Here is a 17,059-nt window from a genome sequence, read left to right on the forward strand (position 1 = left end):
CTGCGCCAGAAATTGCATATTGCTTTTATTACTCAACGGCAGTTTTAACCTTGTTTCGGTATAAGGATTTATCGACACAAGCTGCCATGGCTGTCTCATCCATGTCCACTCCTATAAAGGAACTTACCTTTTCACTAATTGATTCAGGATTCTCCAAAACATCTTTATAATCAACATAGATAAGCTCCACTCCAGGTTCTTTATCCTTCCATACTTCTACTGCAGAAAGTTGCTCCCAGTATGCATTGTATAATTTCACCGGAATTGTATTTGTATCTTTACCTATCATCTTTTGTTGAGACTTCACGACTTCATCCAAATTTCGTGTCATAAATACTATTTTATATCTGAAATTCGGATCGAGATACTTCAGCAATGGGGCTACAACCTTTACCGACTTGTTTTGTGCTTTATCCAGCCATGAATTATCCTTATGTAAGGCCATTACAGGCTCATACTCGTAGTATCCTTTTGGATTCGACTCGTCTGCTTTTCGTTTCCCATCCACAAGGGAGTCGAGCCCAGCTTTATCAAGCATCTGCATCATAAGAGAAGTACCTGAACGTGGTAATCCCGATACTACAACAATCTGATCTTTTCTGTATTTATGATCGTTTTTATCTTCAAGATTTAGTGGCTTCTGAATTTTTTCAATTACGTTCTCCAAAGCTTTTTCCGCCCTAGGATATGCTTTAGGTTTTAACCTCGCAGCTGTTTCGTAAGCGATCTTTGCGTTTTCCAGATCTCCTAACTTTTCAAGGGCTTCTCCGAGAGTATAATGTGCTTCCGGAAAATATTTCACCAATTCGATACTTGTTAGCGCACTTTCGGCAGCATCTTCATACTCACCCATTCTAAGTAAAACTTCAGCCAACGCCCGGTGAAATTTAGCTTTATCAGATTCTAAGAGTATGGCCTCTTCGTAGGCTAATTTGGCATCGGTATACCGGCTGAGTCTTCGGTATAGTTTTCCAATTTGAAACCATACTTCACTATTCGGACTTTTATCTTTAGCATTCTCTAAAACAGCGAGGGCTTCAGAAACCTTTTCTTTACCCACCAATATTTGAGCTTCAGCAAAATAGGTATTCAGCTTAAATTCCGAATTTCGCTCTCTTAAGATATTTAAATATTCTTCAGCTTTATCATAGTCGAGCATTTTTAGACTAATCGTCAATAAGTCCATATAATAAGGAATCACATCCACAGGTTCTTTTTCTTCTACCAGTTCTAATAAAAGTTTCAGTGATTTCGAATAATCCTTTTTTCCCAAATACACTCTGGCCAGATTATGCTTTAGATCACATTTAGTTTTAAGTATTGCAGTTTCAATCTTTTCATCGGGACGCTCAATATACCCCAGTTCGATCAATTGCTCCATGGTTTCCTGATCGCTTAGCTGATCAGTTTTAGAGTCTTTGTCAAGCTCACCGAAATTTCCTTCTATATTCTCCCAACTATCGATATATTCGGGGGTTCCTGGATTTTTAAAGATATCTAACGCAACATTTCCATCCATATCCTTACCAACCGGAAGACCGAAATGATGTAAAATTGTTGGTGCAACATCAATGAGCCCCAGACCGAATATTTTTTCGTTCTTTTTAATATTGGGACCACTGGCTACAAAGATTCCAAACTGTCGGTGATCCAATGCAGGAGCTGCTGGATACTTAGGCATTTTAAGAATACGTTTATTTCCCGATTCGAATCCGTGGTCGGACATGATCACGACTGTAGTGTCATCATCGATTAGGTCTAACGTTCGTTCTAACATCATATCCTGAAAACGATATGCTCCAACGACTGCATCCTTATATACTTCATATAAAGGAAGAGGCACCCCTTTCATCTTTGGTGGGTGATACTTCATATAGGCATGACAAAAATGATCGATAAGATCATAGTAGATCGCCATAAAATCCCATTCTGTCGTTCTCATTACATTCGTTGCCGCTGCATGCACGGAAACATTTTCAGCAAACATCTTTGCAAATGCGTCTAACCCTTTGTCTTTTTCCTGGTCAATTCGACCTGCATTAGGAATAAAAGGGAGAATATGTTCTGAAGTCACTTCATATGGAAACATCCTTAGATCTTTCATATCCTTTCGCAATTCGTCAGGATGAATGACTCCTTTAGGTATAGGATTTTTTTTCTTTGGGTCCTTATTTACTTTTTGAAATTTATCGGACACCATCACTCCATTTATTGGCTCCGCCGGGTAGCTCGGCCACCAACCTACGACATTGGATTTGTATCCCTTACTATTTAGAATGTTCCAGATTGCACGTGAATTTCTGGATTGACTGGTTACAGGTCGCAAGCCTTTAAGATCGGGTGCAATTTCAATAAAACCGAGAACACCATGCTTATCGGGAGTCTTCCCTGTAGCAACCGATGACCACAACATGGGACTATAGGGAGGGTTCATTGTACTCATATTTCCCCATATCCCATTATCTATAATTTTTTTAAGTGTTGGCATTTGTCCCTTTGCTAATAAAGGACCTATTATTTTCCAATCTGCAGCATCCCATCCTATCAACAATAATTTATTCTTTTTCATCTAGCGTACTTTTATTTCCTTCTTCCTTTAAAATTGCATTCCTAACCTTTCTCCATTCCCGAAGTCCTATATCTCCATAGGCCAGAAGTCCTAAAGAACCTTCCTTAGTAATTTTAAATTCTGTTAATTTTTTATTTTTTTTGGCGTTTTCCATAAATTATTTGTGATTGTACTCATTTAATCTTAAATTCATGCTCTCGTTGTCCCTGTTTTGGGGTTTAAAACAACAAAACAATTAATTCAAATCCTAATTAATATGAAAAAAATTACTACAAAAAAGTTATCAAAAAGACTTTCGCAGTATGGAGCATTATCTTTAGCAATTGCTGGAGTTTCTGATGCTGCCGGTCAGATTATTTACACAGATATCGACCCGGACGAGACTATAACAGGATCTAATTATATGTTAGATCTTGATGGTGATACTTCTATCGATTACGATATCATTGCAAGAAGTGACGTGCCTGCAGTTCGAGTTTACAATAGCAACTCGAATTCTATATTAGGACTAAACTTTGGTGGAAATTATAACTATCCATTGGCTTTAAGTAGTGGAGCACCAATTAGTAGCGGTCAAAACTTTTACCAACATTCAGTATACCAAACACTAAACTGGGGTGGATGCACATATACTAATAGTCAGTGGTGTGGTGGACAAGTCGATAAATATCTTGGTCTTAGATTTAACATCGGAGGAGATACTCATTACGGATGGGTTAGATTAGATGTTCCCGCTGATGGATCTAACTTTACGATCAAAGATTATGCTTATGAATCTACACCTGATATGGCAATTGCCGCAGGTGATACCGGAGGATTGGGTGTTGGAGATGAGGCTTTCAGTAACTTCCAGTTCTTAGTAGACACTAATAATCAATTGGTACTTAAAGCTGCTGTAGCTATGGACAATGTAGACATCTATAATGTTCTTGGTCAAAAAGTGATCTCTCAAGATCTAACAAGTACTAATGAAACCATAGACCTGTCGGCTCAGACCTCAGGAATCTATTTGGCTACTGTAACTATTGAAGGTGCACAAAGAACTATCAAAGTAGTTAAGAAGTAATTTCATAAAAATAATTTTTATTAAAAAACCGGCACTTTGTGTCGGTTTTTTTGTAAATTTATTTAAGCTGGACATCAAATCTTTATGTCCATTTATTTCTCCCCTATTATTTATTCAATTTTGAATCACATTGTTATGTGATTACTTGTGGCTCCCGCGTAAAATAGATTGTTTAATTTAAATTTCTATATTATGAAAAAAGCCCTATTTATCTTGGCCGTTGTAACTGTTGGTTTTGCAGTTTACAGTTTTACCGAAAAAGACGAGAATCCGATTATCACCTCGGAAAAGACCACTACAATTTCAGATGACATTATCAAAACCATTGAAAATGAGGATCTGAATGATCACATTCAAAAGAATTTTGTTCGCTATTTTGATGACGTAGAATTCGTCACCGCGCACTATAGTGATACGAAAAACTTTTATTATTATAAGGTGCACGGTTCCAAAAACGGGATCAGTACCACACAAGGTCTGAAAATTGAAAAAAGTGATCTTGAGAATGAGACCTATACATATATAGATTTCTCAAACATTCAGGTAAATGAACTTACTGAATATTGTAAGGATGACTCCAGTAATCCTGAATGCTTTTGTGTTCGTCCAAATTTCAAGTTTTGTCAAATAATTTGTGCTGTTTGGAATGGCACGACCTGTTACCCACCTCTATAATTTTCCTATTAACAAAAAAGCGGCACCATGTGCCGCTTTTTTAATGCTTATTCGCCAACTGCCCGCAGGCGGCATCAATATCCTTTCCTCTGCTTCGTCTTACGGTAACCGGGATACGGTTTCGCTCTAACTGCTCAATATAACTGTCTATGGCATCGGTAGGTGCCTGTTGAAAGTCACCGTCGTCTATGGGGTTATACTCAATGAGATTTACCTTGCAGGGCACATAGTTACAGAACTTCACCAGAGCATCTATATCTTCCTGCTTATCGTTGATGTCCTTCCATACCACATACTCGTAAGTGATCTTTCTTTTGGTGTGTTCATACCAATATTCCAATGATTCCCGCAGATCGGTAAGCGTAAAACTTTTGGCAAACGGCATGATCTGCTCCCGGGTTTCCTGAATACCCGAATGCAATGACACTGCAAGATTGAATTTTACCTTGTCGTCTGCCAGTTTTTTGATCATCTTCGGCACCCCGGATGTTGAAACAGTGATACGCTTTGGAGACATGCCCAGCCCTTCGGGGTCTGTGATCTTATCGATGGAAGCCAGCACATTCTTATAGTTCATTAAAGGCTCTCCCATTCCCATAAACACTATGTTCGAAAGCGGTCTGTCGTGATACAAGCGGCTTTCTCTGTCTATGGCAACCACCTGGTCGTAGATCTCGTCGGGATTTAAATTACGCATGCGTTTGAGACGGGCGGTGGCACAAAACTTACAGTCGAGACTGCACCCTACCTGAGACGATACACAGGCCGTAGTTCTTTTTTTAGTAGGGATCAACACAGATTCTACTATAAGTCCGTCGTGAAGCTTTACCGCATTTTTAACGGTGCCGTCGGCACTTTTTTGAAGACTGTCGACTTCGATATGATTGATCACGAACTGCTGCTCCAGTTGCTGTCGGGTTTCTTTTGAAATATTGGTCATGGCCTCGAAGCTATGCGCCCCTTTATTCCACAGCCATTCATAGACCTGATCGCCGCGAAAGCGCTTATCGCCTATATGTTCAAAAAATTCGCGAAGCTCCTCTTTCGATAATGCACGGATGTCCCTTTTTTCATTTTTCATTACCCTGCAAAAATACGGGAATCGCCTCCGATAAAAAAACCTTATCTCTTGAAAGAGATAAGGTTCTAAACAACATAATAATTAATTGGTGGTTACTTAATTTATTATGATCTTCTTTGTTATTTCTGAATTGCTGTCGTTATCAATAAGTCGTAAAAAGTAAACCCCCTTAGTATAAGAATCTACTGAAATCGTATTCATGGTATTGGAAAGCGAACCTTTAGACAGCATCTGCCCGCTTACTGTGTAAAACTGGTACTCCAGATTTGGATAACGGGAATTCATAATTGTGATCTCGGTGGTTGCCGGATTTGGAAAAATATCCAAACTCCCTGTCAATTCGTTATCCGGAATGTTAAGTATATTGAGCATGGTATCGATATAGGGTTGTCCCGAACCATTTGGATCCAGCCAATCACTCAATCGGGTTGAAGAGGTATTGCCACTGTTCCAGGATATTCCAAATCTCCCGTAGACATCAAATTCACCATTGTTTGCTGTACCCTCACAAAAAGATTCTCCTCCATACAATTGACCGATTACACGACCATTTTCATTAAACAGCGGAGACCCGGACGAACCACTTTCGGTGGTCCCAATTTCCCATCCGTTTCCGTTTCCGGCAGAAGCCCCTTTAATAAGCCAGACTTCGGTACCCGAAGCTATATCCTTAACAGCACCGCTATCATCACGACAAATTTTCATAATATCTCCGGTGGGATGATGGATCCCAACTTCAAATTCGGGTAACAAATCTCTATTATCCCAACCCGCAAATGCAACATCCCAAGTTGTTGGAATTTCATTGAACAATTCCACCAGAACAAAATCGCTTAAGCTATTACTGGCTTTGAGTTCTGCCCCACTCATTGTAAAATTAGTCTGTATATCGATACTTTCTTCTTCAGTGCCACAGACAGGATTAGGACTCATCCAGTTAAAACGAATGGACCAAAGTGCAGGATCACTATTCTCCAGACAATGATTTCCGGTAAGTAAATACGGTGTTTTATCGCGTAGGGTATTATTGACCAATACGGCAGAACACAAATAGCCGTTTCCGAGAGTTAACAGCACCACAGATTTCTTTACTTCATTTTTTCTATCGTCAAAATCAGCACCAATGGGGCAGTTCACATCATAATTGCAGGCTCCGGATTCGTTGATCCCTCGGTTCGCTCCTGCCGATCGGTTTTCGTTGCCGTTGCGATATCCGTGTATAATTCCTGAAATTTCCAGACTTGCCTGATCGGTCACCGATCTGGGTTGATAATATTCTATCCAGATCGTTTCACCGGCAATAAACCAGCTTCCGAAAATATTACTGGGTCGGTTGTCGCTATCGTTGTAGACCCTGGAAAATTCGTTGCCGTCCAAGCTAAACAGTTGTACACGTGCGCCTTCAGGAATAAAGAAATCATCAAAATTAACGCTTAAATTTAAAGCTTCCGGAGAACGAATCGCGATAAGCCAAAGTTTGTCACCATTTTCCAAAACCGTTAATGTTCCGTCATTTTTAAGATCGAGATCAAGTTCACGGGTAATACCATAACGCCACGGCTTGCTTTTATCGCGGTCGTTCACCAGATCTTCAAGATAGATCTGATCCAGATTTAAAGGGGGTAACTCAATAGGAGATATCCGGTTTTGAATTCCCAGACTCCAGCTAACAGGGATTGCCTCATCAATTTCCTGAGAAAAAGAGGAGAAGCCAAGTAAACATAAGAAAACCAGAAGTAGTGTTTTTCTCATCGACGGTATTAGTTAGCTACGCTATAGACTTACTAAAATACCGTTTTATTTTGATATTTGAAAATCAATTCTTTACAAAATAAAAAAACCCTGAATTTCTTCAGGGCTTCAGTTTTTATATGATCAACATAGCATCGCCGTAGGTATAGAACCTGTATTTCTCTTTTATGGCTTCCGCATAGGCTTCTTTTATGAACTCGTGACCCGCAAAAGCAGCTACCATCATCAATAAAGTTGATTTTGGAGTATGAAAATTAGTTACCATGGTATTTGCAATACTAAAGTCGTAGGGAGGAAAAATAAACTTATTCGTCCAACCGGAATATGCATTGAGCGTATGATTTGAAGAAACTGAACTTTCAAGAGCTCTCATCACTGTAGTTCCCACGGCACAGATCCTCTTTTTACGCTTTACACCATTATTGATGATGTCTACCGCCTCCTGACCAATGATGATCTCTTCCGAGTCCATTTTGTGTTTGGAAAGGTCTTCAACCTCTACCGGGCTGAAAGTTCCCAATCCTACATGCAAGGTTACTTCGGCAAAATCCACTCCTTTTATCTCAAGGCGTTTTAAAAGGTGTTTCGAAAAGTGTAGTCCGGCGGTTGGGGCTGCAACAGCACCTTCCTGCTTTGCGAAGATCGTTTGATACCGTTCTGCATCTTCCGGCTCTACATCTCTCTTTATATATTTTGGAAGCGGGGTTTCACCCAGTTCGGTAAGTTTATTTCTAAATTCTTCATAGGAACCGTCAAACAAAAAACGCAGGGTACGTCCTCGGGAAGTGGTATTATCGATCACCTCGGCAACCAAAGATTCGTCTTCACCGAAATACAATTTGTTTCCAATTCTTATCTTACGCGCGGGATCTACCAGTACATCCCAGAGTCGGGTTTCAGAATTTAATTCTCGTAATAGAAAAACCTCGATTCGGGCTCCTGTTTTTTCTTTATTACCAAACAATCTGGCCGGAAAAACCTTGGTATTGTTAAGCACCAGTACATCATCTTCCTCAAAATAATCGATAAGGTCTTTAAACATTTTGTGCTCAATGGTCTTTTCCTTTCTGTTAAGGACCATTAGACGGGCTTCGTCTCTGTTAGGAGCTGGATATTCGGCTAAAAGTTCGGGGGGTAAATTAAAATTGAAATTCGAGAGTTTCATTCCCATAGTACGTGTGGTTTTGGCTTTGAAAAGGGGCAAATATACAACCTCAGCATAGGGGTTGTCAAGTAAATACGCATTTATCTTTTAAATTCTGCTTTAATACCCACTTTTATCAAATCTTCAAAGAATCCCGGATAGGATTTAGAAACCACTTCGCAATCATCAATACAGATATCGGTCTTCACAGCCAGCGGGGCAAATGCCATGGCCATACGGTGGTCGTTATAGGTTTCTATTTCAACGGAATCTTTAATTTCACCCGAAGATCGTACCGAAATCCCATCCTGATTAATCACAACTGAAGCACCCAGTTTTTCCAATTCGGTTTTTAATGCCACCAAACGGTCGGTTTCCTTGATCTTGAGAGTATGCAAGCCTGTAAGGTCACAGGAAATTCCCAAACCGAAGCAAGTAACTGCTATGGTTTGTGCAATATCGGGCGTATTGGTCAGGTCCAGAGAAAGAGTTTCGGGGAGTTTAGTTTCTGAAGCAGTTAAAGTGATAGAACCATCATGCGGGTTAAATGTAGTAGACACACCCAATTGCTGATAAATATCGACGATTACAGCGTCGCCCTGAAGGCTATTGATCCGGTAGCTCTTCAAGGTTACCGAAAGCTCTTCAGAAAGGGCAACCAGACTATAAAAATAGGAAGCCGAACTCCAATCTGATTCGACTGTCACAGTTTGATCTTCAATTCCTTCCGAAGGAAAAACAGAGATGCAATTTTCAGAAAAAGTTGTCTTTATACCTATCTGCTCAAGCAGGGACAGGGTCATTTCGATATAGGATCTGCTGGTAATATCACCCAATAATTCTATTTGGAGACCATGTTTCAGAGATGGAGCTATAAGGAGTAAGGCGGTAACATACTGACTGCTGGTATTTGCCAGAATTTCCACCTTGGGGTGTACTATGCTATCCCCTTCGATTTCCAACGGGGGAAAGCCGTCATTTTCAAGATACAATATTTGAGCACCAAGATCCATTAATGCATCTACCAGAACGCCAATAGGCCTCTCCTGCATTCTTTTACTACCGGTAATGGTGATCTTAGCGCCTTTCCTGGAAGCAAAGTAAGCCGTTAAAAATCGCATTGCAGTTCCGGCATGCCCAATATCTATGGTTGTGGTATTATTTAATAGTCCGTTTTGTAAAACGGTTGTATCATCACTATTGGAAAGGTTCTCGATCTTAAGGTTCGGATATAATGCCTGAAGAATAAGCAATCGGTTAGATTCACTCTTGGAACCTGTTATCTGCACTTCTACTTGTTTTTTAAGTGTGCCTGAAGAAAGATACGCTTTCATTTTTGATACTGATCACGTTTAAATTTTCCCCAAAATTTAGCGTAACTTACCGAAAAGCCACAGACAAAAGTACCGATCACGAATACTGCCAAAAGCGTAAGCGGTTTCTGTGCCGTAAAAAACAATAATGAAAACCCGGTAAACGCCCATTGAATCAAGAACAATATTGCCATATAGATCATCCCAAGTATGACAACAGATCGCCAAAAACCCGGATATGAGATCACTTTCTTAAACATTATTGTAACTTTTTATTCGAATGATGTCTGTCGTGATCTCTTTGCGTCTTTTTGTCAAGTTTTTTATTAAAAGCATCTTCCAGATCAACCCCTGTTTGATTGGCAAGACATAGGACTACGAAGATCACATCGGCTAGTTCTTCTCCCAGGTCTTTATGTTTATCGCTTTCTTTCTCACTCTGTTCCCCGTACCGTCTCGCAATAATACGCGCTACTTCCCCTACTTCTTCGGTGAGCTGCGCCATATTGGTAAGCTCATTGAAATAACGAACTCCGTGTTCCTTGATCCAGGCATCTACGGCAAGCTGGGCATTTTTTAAATCCATGTGTTACGCTTTAGTAAGCACTACTTTTTCTTTCTCCTTTTCAATGATCTGGGTGAACATTGCTTTAAGAAACTGGTAATCCTGAGACAAAATGATGGGCGCATTGATCTCAAGTTCTACAGACAATTGTATCATTCCGCCTACTTCTTTTGCAAGATACGTATAACTACCCATATTATTTGATAAATTGGCCTTGATCCCTTCCGGGACTGAAGTCACTTTATAACCTTCGGGAATTTTGATATTTATATTGTACTTGTTCGAGAAGGGATATCCGAAAAATATCGGGTAATCTCTTGTATCTGCCTTGAACGGATTTTCTTTTTCCCCAAAGAACAGCATGGGGGAGAGATATAATTCCCCGTTAATTTCCTCAATGATCGCAAGTGCACTTGCGCTATAGCTTAAATTGACATTTTGAGAAAGAGACTCAAGGTCTTTTACTTCCAAGTCAGAAATATTCACAGCTTCATTGTCAGGGTTTAGATTACTCATTTGCGATTCAATTGAAGAATTCACAAATTTTTCTCTATAAGCTCTTGCAAAATGATCCCCCTTGCGTTGTCTCACCTTTGCCTCAATTACTCCGTCAACAATTTCTGCTTGAACATAGGTTTGTTCTTTAGACGGAAAACCCGGATATAATCCTACACCTTGAGAGGTGCCATCGGGACGAATTAATCTTCCCTGCCAGTTCATAGCTCTTTCCGGCAACATATTTATTCCGCTAAAAGGTGCTGTGGCATCCATTAGATACAATTGGTTGTTAAATTCAACACTGGCAATCACATAATTAAAACCATAACGGGTTGGAAATAAGGGTATTCCATTACTTCGGGTACTTACCAGAACCGGATTCGCATTTAAATTAGCGCTTTGCAACATAGACACCAGCATTAGGTTAATATCGGCTGAATTCCCTAACCCCTCTGAATATGCTTTCTTTACCCCATTTTCGGGGAAATACCCCAGATAGTCGTTCCATTTTACCTTAGTCTTGACAAAATGGAAAATCGCCGCCATTTTCTCTAAAGGGTCGTCCAAGCCCGAAATTGCCGTTGCCATATCTTCTTCAAAGTACCCTTTTCTCTTTATTTGATTTACAAAATCATCATTTTCGTAAATGCTTTTAGTTACATCCTCCCATGTAGTTGAATACGACTTCGGGATTCCATTAGGATTCTTAATTAAAGCAAGTTCCCAAATAGATTTAGCTCGATAGTTTGAAAGATTATCTACCAGTGATTCCTTTTTTAAAGGGGGTATATTTTCCTCGTCCAACATGTAAATATTCTCTTTGTATTTAAACATTCCACCGCTATTACCCGGAGCATTATCAAATACACTATTATGGTTAGCACTTCCCAACCCACTTCGACTGCGAATAGCGACCTCAATTTCTTTAGTATCCTTCTCATAGTTGTAACTCACAGCAGCCTGAGGGTTACTAAAATTATTGTAAACATAATATTCCGGCACTCTTACTTCAACAACTTCCTTTCTTATTGGAATGGTATATTGTAAGTCGATGTTCTCAATATCATTAAATGGAGAGGATATCTTGTATTCATATTCAATCACACTACCTGGTTTTAAGTTAGGCATGGTGAATGTATTATTGATATAATAGTTATTTAATCGCGCTTCAAAAACACCATTACTTTTAAGTTTTTCTTTCTCAATGGATCCTTTTACCAGATTGTATGTTGTACCCTTCAAAGAGCCAAATTCTTCTCGTGCCTTGTTGTGATTGTAGGTTTTTACAACAACACTTCCCCAATCAAATCCTTCTGGATTATAAATCTTAATACGTTCAAATACCTGCGTGTAAATAGTAAATCCTTCTCCCTGTGTATATTCGAAGTGGGTCTTGTATTCCCTGTAAAGTACCGATGCATCGGCATCGGGATACAGCGGATCTGCCTTTTCCTCAAGTTCTTCTTTGGAAACCTTTCCGAATTTATAATTCTGGGAATTTCCCGAAAGGGTTGTGAAAAAACAAATAGTAAGTACTAGTAAAAATTTCATAGCAATGATTATAAATTAATTTTTCTTTGATAAAACAATTTTAGATCTGTCCTTCTTAATAACAGTCTTCATAAAGTCGGTATAGGCCTGATACTCATCTCCGAGATAACTGCCGGGTTCAATGATAAACTCTCTGGTATACACAATTTTATTGTTTTCAGATGTAGATACGGAAGCCTTATAACTCCCAAAGGATTCGTTAATTTCAACAGCTTCCATAACCGATTCGACCTTATACTCATCCGGCAATGTAATCTCTATCTCATCCTTATATACCTGCCCGCGACTTATTTTATAGGGTAACGATCTGTTCTTGTTCGTAGCCGGCATTGACTTTACCCGGTTAAAAATATTTGGGTTTAGCAACAGTCGGGATCCTGCCTTAGACACATAATTGGTCGCGGTAAAATTCATTTTCTCGGTGAAGGTTACTTCCACATCATCATTCTCAAATTCAATTTCAGAAGGATTGAAATTGTTTAAATGCCCCCATCGTTCTTTGTAATATTGTAAGATATCCTCTTGCTTTTCATTTTCCAGATGATAATATCTTTCATACTGTAAGCCTTCGGAAGATTCTTCCAAAGCTCCCGAAATTTTAAGATCATCTTTGAGTTGCAGGGACGCATTGAGGCTCCTAACATTTTCCTGAGTCGGATATTTTTTGGTTCGTACGATCTTTCCTCCTTCCGGTGTTATTATTAAAACATCCCTGTCGTCTGTAAATGTGCCGTTATAACCATAAGGAGTAATTTGGCTAGTGCATTCGAGCCATGTGATCGTATCCCCATCCGGCACCCCGAGAATGGCGTGATTTCCCTGTAAGGCTGTAAAATCCTTTTTTATGTCCCTTTGTTCTTCACCCGCATAGACTATGGTGTAATAGGACGGGACACCTGCGACTTCCAATAATGCTTTAGTATAATTGGTAAGTGCTTTACAGTCCCCATAGCTCAGTTTATCGACATCGGAGGCCAGCATAGGTTTCCAGCCACCAATCCCAATTTGTATGCTCACATATCGTACTTTATCCTGAAGGTATTTATAGATCTTTCTTGCCTTTCCTTCGTTGGTAGTTTCGTCTTTTATAAGGTTTTTTATATTTGCAACCGTTCCTTCGGGTAACTCGCGCACTCCCGTGAGTAAATTCTGATCCATCCAGGATCCAAACTGATTCCAATTCTTAACCTCTCCGTAAACACCTTTCAGATAGAATTTATCTAAAGCAATAGACAGTGACGGACCAATTTCCGACAAGGAAGGAGCCCCTTCTTCATATTCGATAGCCTTGATATTTTCGGCCTTAAAAATCAACTCACCGGGATTTTCAGAAATGGTAATATTGAATTTTTCAAGATTCTTTGCATCGTAGCGAGGCTTATTCTCAGCATCAAATTTTACACGAAATTCACTTTTTTGAGTGCTTGACGCGTAATCGTTCAAAGGATTCCAACCGTAAAGAAATGCCGTGGTCTCGCTTTCAAATTCATAAGTAAAAACCATGGTGTATGGGTAATTAACCGGAGTATAATTTACATACATCACCCGTGCCGAATTGAACAAAGAGAACCCATCCGATAGTGTCACATCTGTAAAGTCCCTTTTTTTATACCGTTTAATTTCCTTTCCGTCTTTATCATAAATCCAGATATTGGCTTCCTTTATCTTGCTGTCATCGGCATAACTCACATAGGTTGCAATATCATTATCCCCTTTTTTATTAAAAACGGTAACAACGCTGGTCTGCAAAACATGTTGTTTTTTCGGTTGTGAAATATCAACTTCTATTGTTTCGCTAATAAGGACACTATTCGCATTTTGTCTTAATTCTAATGGAATAGCCTTAACCGAGTATTTTTCTTGAGCAGCTACTAAAAACGTGAACAGAAGAAATATTAAGGATAATCTGAAACGAAAAATCATGGGGTATTACTTAATGGGGTGGTAATATAAAAAATTATTAATATTTAAAATATTAATTTAAAAAATAACTGAAATTCCTTACTCCCGTCTGCATCCAATCATTCTCTATTTTTAGAATCTATGAAAATGGTCACCGGACCGTCATTTACCAGACATACATCCATCATGGCTCCGAACGTCCCGGTCAAGACCGTTTTATTTAATTCTGCTTCCAGTTTTTTTACAAACTCTTCATATAACGGAATGGCAATGTCGGGACGAGCAGCTTTTATAAAAGAAGGGCGATTTCCTTTTTTGGTGCCGGCATGCAAGGTAAACTGACTCACTACCAGACAATCCCCGTCGGTATCAATGATCGAAAGATTCATAGCATCATTTACATCTGAAAAGACCCGCAATTTTGCAATTTTCCCGGTAAGCCAGTCAATATCTTCTGAAGTGTCTGCAGTTTCTATTCCGAGTAAAATAAGAAATCCGTGACCAATTTCTGAAACCAGCTCGTTTTCAACTACCACTGAAGCATTTTTCACTCTTTGTATTACAACTCTCATGTATTTGTATAAATATCCTTTCGGTAATTCTCTTCTTCCCCTTCCATGATCTGCAGGTAACTTTTGTAGCGGGACCAAGCAATTTCTTCATTCTCCAATGCTTCTTTAACGGCACATTGGGGTTCTTCGAGATGAAGGCAATTGTTAAACTTACAGTCTTGTTTTAGTTCAAAAAACTCCGGAAAATAATCCCCCAACTCTTCCTTTTCGATCTCTACCACTCCAAAACCCTTTATCCCGGGCGTATCAATAATTCTTGCGTCGAAGGACAAGTCATACATTTCGGCAAAAGTAGTAGTATGTTGCCCCTGCATATGTTGTTCCGATATTTCTGAAGTCTTTATATCGAGCTTGCTCTCCATGGTATTAATAAGCGTGGATTTTCCTACACCGCTATGCCCCGAAAACATGCTCACTTTTTCAACCATGAGCTGCTTTACCTTGTCTATGTTTTTTCCGGTTTTTGCTGAAATCCCTATACACTCATAGCCTATTTTACGATATAAGGCGGCCAGGTATTTTATTTCGAGTAATTCGTCTTCGTTGTAAAGATCGATCTTATTAAACAACAGCACTGCCTTAATATGGTAAGCTTCAGCAGTTACCAGAAACCTGTCGATAAAGGTGGTAAAGGTTGGAGGGTTGTTTAAGGTGATCAGTAAAAATGCGACATCAATATTGGAAGCAATGATATGTGTTTGCTTTGAAAGATTTACCGATTTTCGGATAATATAATTATCGCGTTCTTCGATCTTCGAAATGACCCCCACAGTTTCATCTCCCTTGGTCTCTACTTCAAAAACAACATGATCACCCACGGCAATTGGATTGGTGCTTTTTATACCTCCTATCCTGAATTTTCCCTTTATACGACATTCATAAAAGGTTCCGTTCTCTCCTTTAACAGTATACCAGCTTCCGGTCGATTTGTAAACAACTCCTTTCATTACGAACAAAGATGTAAATTAGAACGGAATAGAACAAAAAAAGACTGTAAAAAACAATTGACATAAGCTAATCTTAGGTACACGGTCATCATCAGGATTTATATACTTTCTCCTGATGGCTAATAGACTCCTGATGTATTGCCTTATACATACGCAATATAAATTCTTCGCTTAAGCCGTTCTGCTCACCTTCCAGTATCATCCGCCCCAGCACTTCATTCCATCGTTTCACTTGTAAGATAGCAACGTTGTTTTCCTTTTTTAGCAAGCCAATGGCATCGGCGATCTTCATTCGCTTGCCCATCATATCAACAATCTGATTGTCGATCACATCAATTTGGGTTCGCAGCGTATTTAGCCTGTTTTTAAATTCTACCGCATCTCCTACTTCTTTTCTTATACGTAAGTCTACGGTCATTTGCTCAAGTCGCTGAGGGGTAATTTGCTGTTTTGCATCACTCCACGCATTATCCGGATCATAGTGTGTTTCTATCATGAGTCCGTCGTAATTGAGATCCAATGCAGTCTGGCAGAGATCGAAGATTATATCTCTTCTTCCGGCGATATGCGAGGGATCTAAAATAAGCGGAAGGTCGGGAAACCGGTTTTGCAGGTCAATTGGAATCTGCCACTCCGGGTTATTTCGGTATCGTGTTTTTTCATAGGTGGAAAAACCCCGGTGAATGACCCCCAGATTATGAATATCTGCTTCATAAAATCGCTCAACCGCTCCTATCCACAGTGCGAGATCCGGATTAACAGGGTTCTTTACCAGTACCGTTTTATCGGTACCTTTTAAGGCATCGGCAATTTCCTGCACCATAAAGGGAGATACCGTCGTTCTTGCTCCTACCCAAAGTATATCCACATCGTGTTGTAAGGCCAGATCGACGTGGTGTGCGTTCGCTACCTCGGTAGTTATAAGCATTCCTGTTTCCTGTTTCGCTTTTTGCAACCATTTAAGTCCCAATGCTCCTACTCCTTCAAAATTTCCCGGACGGGTTCGCGGCTTCCATATTCCGGCACGAAGTACCGTAGCATCGGTATCTTTGAGTTGATGCGCGATCTTAAGTACCTGCTCTTCCGTTTCGGCACTGCACGGGCCGGCAATAACCAGAGGATGACTTAAATGAAAAGCATCCAGCCAGGAGCGCAGTTTTTTACTGTTTTCCATAAGTTTAAACCATAAAATAAAAAAGTCCCTGTACGGGACTTCACATTATAAATATTGTAAAACACAATAATCCCGGTTAACGACAGTTTTTTAGCTGAAGCCACCAATTGCAGGAAACTAAGTGTGTGATTACTCTAAACATCCCGGCTAAAGTAGCTAATAAAATTTAGGATAAAAATCTTTTTATCTGTTTTTTGCGCTCCTTTATTTGTCTGCTGCGATATAAATTTATGTAGTTTTGTTATTCTGA

General features: G+C 39.6%; 15 protein-coding genes. 2 read left to right on the forward strand and 13 right to left on the reverse strand.

The genetic code is table 11. From position 1 onward, the window contains the following. Positions 1 to 28: 28 nt before the first annotated feature. Positions 29 to 2,569: an alkaline phosphatase family protein gene (locus tag ALE3EI_RS01860; RefSeq protein ID WP_186990265.1), complete on the reverse strand. Its 2,541-nt coding sequence runs from the start codon at positions 2,567 to 2,569 to the stop codon at positions 29 to 31. Beyond that, entirely contained in the window at positions 2,556 to 2,723 is a 168-nt protein-coding gene (locus ALE3EI_RS01865; protein WP_186990267.1) for a hypothetical protein, read from the reverse strand. Before ALE3EI_RS01865 ends, ALE3EI_RS01860 begins: the two co-directional genes overlap by 14 nt. Positions 2,724 to 2,825: 102 nt before the next feature. On the opposite strand from ALE3EI_RS01865, the gene ALE3EI_RS01870 reads away from it, so the two are divergent. Together ALE3EI_RS01870 and ALE3EI_RS01875 are read left to right on the forward strand one after the other, a co-directional pair. After that, the gene (locus ALE3EI_RS01870) at positions 2,826 to 3,635 is read left to right on the forward strand and encodes a T9SS type A sorting domain-containing protein (RefSeq protein ID WP_186990269.1); all 810 of its coding nucleotides are present in this window, start codon (positions 2,826 to 2,828) and stop codon (positions 3,633 to 3,635) included. Between the two features lie 192 nt (positions 3,636 to 3,827). After that, positions 3,828 to 4,310 carry a hypothetical protein gene (locus ALE3EI_RS01875; RefSeq protein ID WP_186990271.1) on the forward strand — a complete coding sequence of 161 codons (483 nt, stop codon included), beginning with the start codon at positions 3,828 to 3,830 and terminating at the stop codon, positions 4,308 to 4,310. A gap of 40 nt (positions 4,311 to 4,350) precedes the next feature. Here the strand turns inward: ALE3EI_RS01875 and rlmN are convergent, their stop codons facing one another. From rlmN to ALE3EI_RS01930, 11 genes are all read right to left on the reverse strand, one after another. Then, a complete protein-coding gene (gene rlmN / locus ALE3EI_RS01880; RefSeq protein WP_186990273.1) occupies positions 4,351 to 5,391 on the reverse strand; it encodes a 23S rRNA (adenine(2503)-C(2))-methyltransferase RlmN in 1,041 nt (346 codons plus the stop codon). 96 nt (positions 5,392 to 5,487) lie between these two features. Then, positions 5,488 to 7,143, reverse strand: coding sequence for a T9SS type A sorting domain-containing protein (locus ALE3EI_RS01885; protein WP_186990275.1), 1,656 nt, complete (start codon positions 7,141 to 7,143; stop codon positions 5,488 to 5,490). A 115-nt stretch (positions 7,144 to 7,258) separates the two neighbouring features. Then, positions 7,259 to 8,308, reverse strand: a complete 1,050-nt coding sequence (queA, locus tag ALE3EI_RS01890) for a tRNA preQ1(34) S-adenosylmethionine ribosyltransferase-isomerase QueA (protein WP_186992261.1) — start codon at positions 8,306 to 8,308, stop codon at positions 7,259 to 7,261. 80 nt (positions 8,309 to 8,388) lie between these two features. Continuing rightward, positions 8,389 to 9,621, reverse strand: a complete 1,233-nt coding sequence (locus ALE3EI_RS01895) for a 3-phosphoshikimate 1-carboxyvinyltransferase (protein WP_186990277.1) — start codon at positions 9,619 to 9,621, stop codon at positions 8,389 to 8,391. Continuing rightward, entirely contained in the window at positions 9,618 to 9,860 is a 243-nt protein-coding gene (locus ALE3EI_RS01900) for a hypothetical protein (protein ID WP_186990279.1), read from the reverse strand. The genes ALE3EI_RS01895 and ALE3EI_RS01900 overlap by 4 nt, the downstream gene beginning before the upstream one ends. Then, on the reverse strand, positions 9,860 to 10,186 hold the full coding sequence (locus ALE3EI_RS01905; protein ID WP_186990281.1) for a nucleotide pyrophosphohydrolase: 327 nt from the start codon (positions 10,184 to 10,186) through the stop codon (positions 9,860 to 9,862). The genes ALE3EI_RS01900 and ALE3EI_RS01905 overlap by 1 nt, the downstream gene beginning before the upstream one ends. Before the next feature lie 3 nt (positions 10,187 to 10,189). Next, the gene (locus tag ALE3EI_RS01910; RefSeq protein WP_186990283.1) at positions 10,190 to 12,214 is read right to left on the reverse strand and encodes a DUF3858 domain-containing protein; all 2,025 of its coding nucleotides are present in this window, start codon (positions 12,212 to 12,214) and stop codon (positions 10,190 to 10,192) included. A gap of 15 nt (positions 12,215 to 12,229) precedes the next feature. Then, a complete protein-coding gene (locus ALE3EI_RS01915; RefSeq protein ID WP_186990285.1) occupies positions 12,230 to 14,137 on the reverse strand; it encodes a DUF3857 domain-containing protein in 1,908 nt (635 codons plus the stop codon). 98 nt (positions 14,138 to 14,235) lie between these two features. After that, positions 14,236 to 14,688, reverse strand: coding sequence for a D-aminoacyl-tRNA deacylase (gene dtd / locus ALE3EI_RS01920; protein ID WP_186990287.1), 453 nt, complete (start codon positions 14,686 to 14,688; stop codon positions 14,236 to 14,238). Further along, the gene (gene rsgA / locus ALE3EI_RS01925; protein ID WP_186990289.1) at positions 14,685 to 15,635 is read right to left on the reverse strand and encodes a ribosome small subunit-dependent GTPase A; all 951 of its coding nucleotides are present in this window, start codon (positions 15,633 to 15,635) and stop codon (positions 14,685 to 14,687) included. Before rsgA ends, dtd begins: the two co-directional genes overlap by 4 nt. 91 nt (positions 15,636 to 15,726) lie before the next feature. Continuing rightward, positions 15,727 to 16,809 carry a bifunctional 3-deoxy-7-phosphoheptulonate synthase/chorismate mutase type II gene (locus tag ALE3EI_RS01930; protein WP_186990291.1) on the reverse strand — a complete coding sequence of 361 codons (1,083 nt, stop codon included), beginning with the start codon at positions 16,807 to 16,809 and terminating at the stop codon, positions 15,727 to 15,729. Between the last annotated feature and the right edge of the window lie 250 nt (positions 16,810 to 17,059).

It is taken from the genome of Constantimarinum furrinae (genome assembly GCF_014295415.1).
GTDB classification, from domain to species: domain Bacteria; phylum Bacteroidota; class Bacteroidia; order Flavobacteriales; family Flavobacteriaceae; genus Constantimarinum; species Constantimarinum furrinae.

Coding starts and splice junctions, on each gene's coding strand:
- ALE3EI_RS01900 (WP_186990279.1), bottom strand. CDS start 9,860: ATGTTTAAGAAAGTGATCTCATATCCGGGTTTTTGGCGATCTGTTGTC.
- ALE3EI_RS01865 (WP_186990267.1), bottom strand. CDS start 2,723: ATGGAAAACGCCAAAAAAAATAAAAAATTAACAGAATTTAAAATTACT.
- ALE3EI_RS01875 (WP_186990271.1), top strand. CDS start 3,828: ATGAAAAAAGCCCTATTTATCTTGGCCGTTGTAACTGTTGGTTTTGCA.
- ALE3EI_RS01860 (WP_186990265.1), bottom strand. CDS start 2,569: ATGAAAAAGAATAAATTATTGTTGATAGGATGGGATGCTGCAGATTGG.
- queA (WP_186992261.1), bottom strand. CDS start 8,308: ATGAAACTCTCGAATTTCAATTTTAATTTACCCCCCGAACTTTTAGCC.
- ALE3EI_RS01905 (WP_186990281.1), bottom strand. CDS start 10,186: ATGGATTTAAAAAATGCCCAGCTTGCCGTAGATGCCTGGATCAAGGAA.
- ALE3EI_RS01895 (WP_186990277.1), bottom strand. CDS start 9,621: ATGAAAGCGTATCTTTCTTCAGGCACACTTAAAAAACAAGTAGAAGTG.
- ALE3EI_RS01930 (WP_186990291.1), bottom strand. CDS start 16,809: ATGGAAAACAGTAAAAAACTGCGCTCCTGGCTGGATGCTTTTCATTTA.
- ALE3EI_RS01870 (WP_186990269.1), top strand. CDS start 2,826: ATGAAAAAAATTACTACAAAAAAGTTATCAAAAAGACTTTCGCAGTAT.
- ALE3EI_RS01915 (WP_186990285.1), bottom strand. CDS start 14,137: ATGATTTTTCGTTTCAGATTATCCTTAATATTTCTTCTGTTCACGTTT.
- rlmN (WP_186990273.1), bottom strand. CDS start 5,391: ATGAAAAATGAAAAAAGGGACATCCGTGCATTATCGAAAGAGGAGCTT.
- dtd (WP_186990287.1), bottom strand. CDS start 14,688: ATGAGAGTTGTAATACAAAGAGTGAAAAATGCTTCAGTGGTAGTTGAA.
- rsgA (WP_186990289.1), bottom strand. CDS start 15,635: ATGAAAGGAGTTGTTTACAAATCGACCGGAAGCTGGTATACTGTTAAA.
- ALE3EI_RS01885 (WP_186990275.1), bottom strand. CDS start 7,143: ATGAGAAAAACACTACTTCTGGTTTTCTTATGTTTACTTGGCTTCTCC.
- ALE3EI_RS01910 (WP_186990283.1), bottom strand. CDS start 12,214: ATGAAATTTTTACTAGTACTTACTATTTGTTTTTTCACAACCCTTTCG.